Consider the following 1643-nt stretch of genomic DNA (forward strand, 5'->3'; position numbering starts at 1 on the left):
CAGAGCTTTTCAAACACCGATTCATAAATCAGGAAATCACCGGTTTTGTAATGGACGAATCCCCACATATCTCCCGGGCATCGGGCATGTTCGTCACGCAGGGTGATAAAGTGCCTGCTGCTTTTTGTCACCAGCGTCAGCTGAAGCTCCTCCAGCATGTTACGCACCGGGTTATACTGATTCTGGTTATCATCCAGCCAGCGTCGTGCAGCGGATATAACGGATTTAGCCACCGCATCGCTTTCGAAAGGTAAAAGGCCATATTTCAGCGCCTTCTCTCCTGCCAGCCATACCAGCGCAAATCTTTTCAGTCCGCGCCGCTGAACGCGGGTAATATCACGCCCCTCATCCCTCAGGGCCTCTTCCAGTGCGTTACAGCAATCATCTGTCTGTTCCTGGAGCCAGGATGAAAACTCTGCGTAGGTGCGAAGGCCGCCAGCCGTATTTTTCCCGGATAACAGTTTGCCGATAAATGCAGGCCCGGCATGACCATAAGCCTCTGCCAGCCCCGTCTTCAGTGCATCTGCACGGGCACGTGTTTCTGATACCGGTTCATCCGGTTTTTGAGCATCCTCAGGCAACAGTTCCATACTGATGGCCCTGTGCTCCTGCCCTCCCTGTAACACGGCTTTCTGTTCAGCCAGCTTTTCGGAGATTGACATCTCACCGGTGGAGAGAATAAACATGCGCCATTTAAACGGCTCATCTGCCGTCAGGCCACGGTTCAGGCGCTCTTTTGCCGTACCTGACGTAATGTTGTAAAGCAGTGAGGAAAGTTGCTTATGATTACTCGCACCCAGTTCATCGACGCAGGCGACCAGACCGGAATAGTCAGCGAGAAGGCGCTCCATCGCGTTAGGCGTGGTATTCCAGCGAATAATATTTACATTCCCCCCACTACCCGGCTCGCTGCCATCACCATGGACCGATGCAGCCAGCATCAGGAGAAGCGTTTTACCGGTGGTGGATACGCCGTGAAAATGAAACATGCCCACATCCATACCGGCAGGAACCAGAAGCATCGAAGCAAAGGACGCACTCAGTGCAAAGGTCTGCGCCCAGCCATGGACATTTTCCCGGATGAGGTTAATCCACTCCTCCAGGGCCCCACCTTTGTGCAGTCCGGGACGCACGCGGAATCCCGGCAGTAGATAATCAAACCCGGTCAGAGAGGTCACAACGGGCTCATGACCATGTAAAAAGGCCATATCCTCCGAAACGAATCCCATCGCATCTGCCATCAGATAGACAGGCAGCGGTAAACTCCGGCAGCGCTGAAGAAAACGGTCAAAAAGGGCAAACTGCTGTGGAGAGGAGCCAACACAAAATCCACGATCTGCCAGTTTGCCTACTACCTGAGCACCGCTCTGAACAATATCCTCAAAGCGTACCAGGGCCTTAACATACTTACCCAGCCCGTTACCGGTCATCAGGCTGATCCCAAGACCGGACTCCTTATCTTTTCCACAAAACAGGGCGACAGGCACAACTGGCGTGGTGCAAACCTGCACAGGTTTCTGTCCACCGATGTAGAAAAGGCCATTAGCCGTATTCACATAATGCCGTGGCAGCCCATCACCAATACCGAGTGAAGCGATATCATCTTCACCGACCTCAGTGTTTTCAGCACGCCTGATAATTGC

Annotated in this window: 1 protein-coding gene; it reads right to left on the minus strand. The window is 53.1% G+C overall.

Translation table 11 applies throughout. The features are described from left to right. Positions 1-1643: DUF927 domain-containing protein (locus tag FKM52_RS21360; RefSeq protein WP_141178100.1), on the minus strand; the 1643-nt coding region annotated here is incomplete at both ends.

The organism is Mixta tenebrionis, from assembly GCF_006517625.1.
GTDB classification, from domain to species: domain Bacteria; phylum Pseudomonadota; class Gammaproteobacteria; order Enterobacterales; family Enterobacteriaceae; genus Mixta; species Mixta tenebrionis.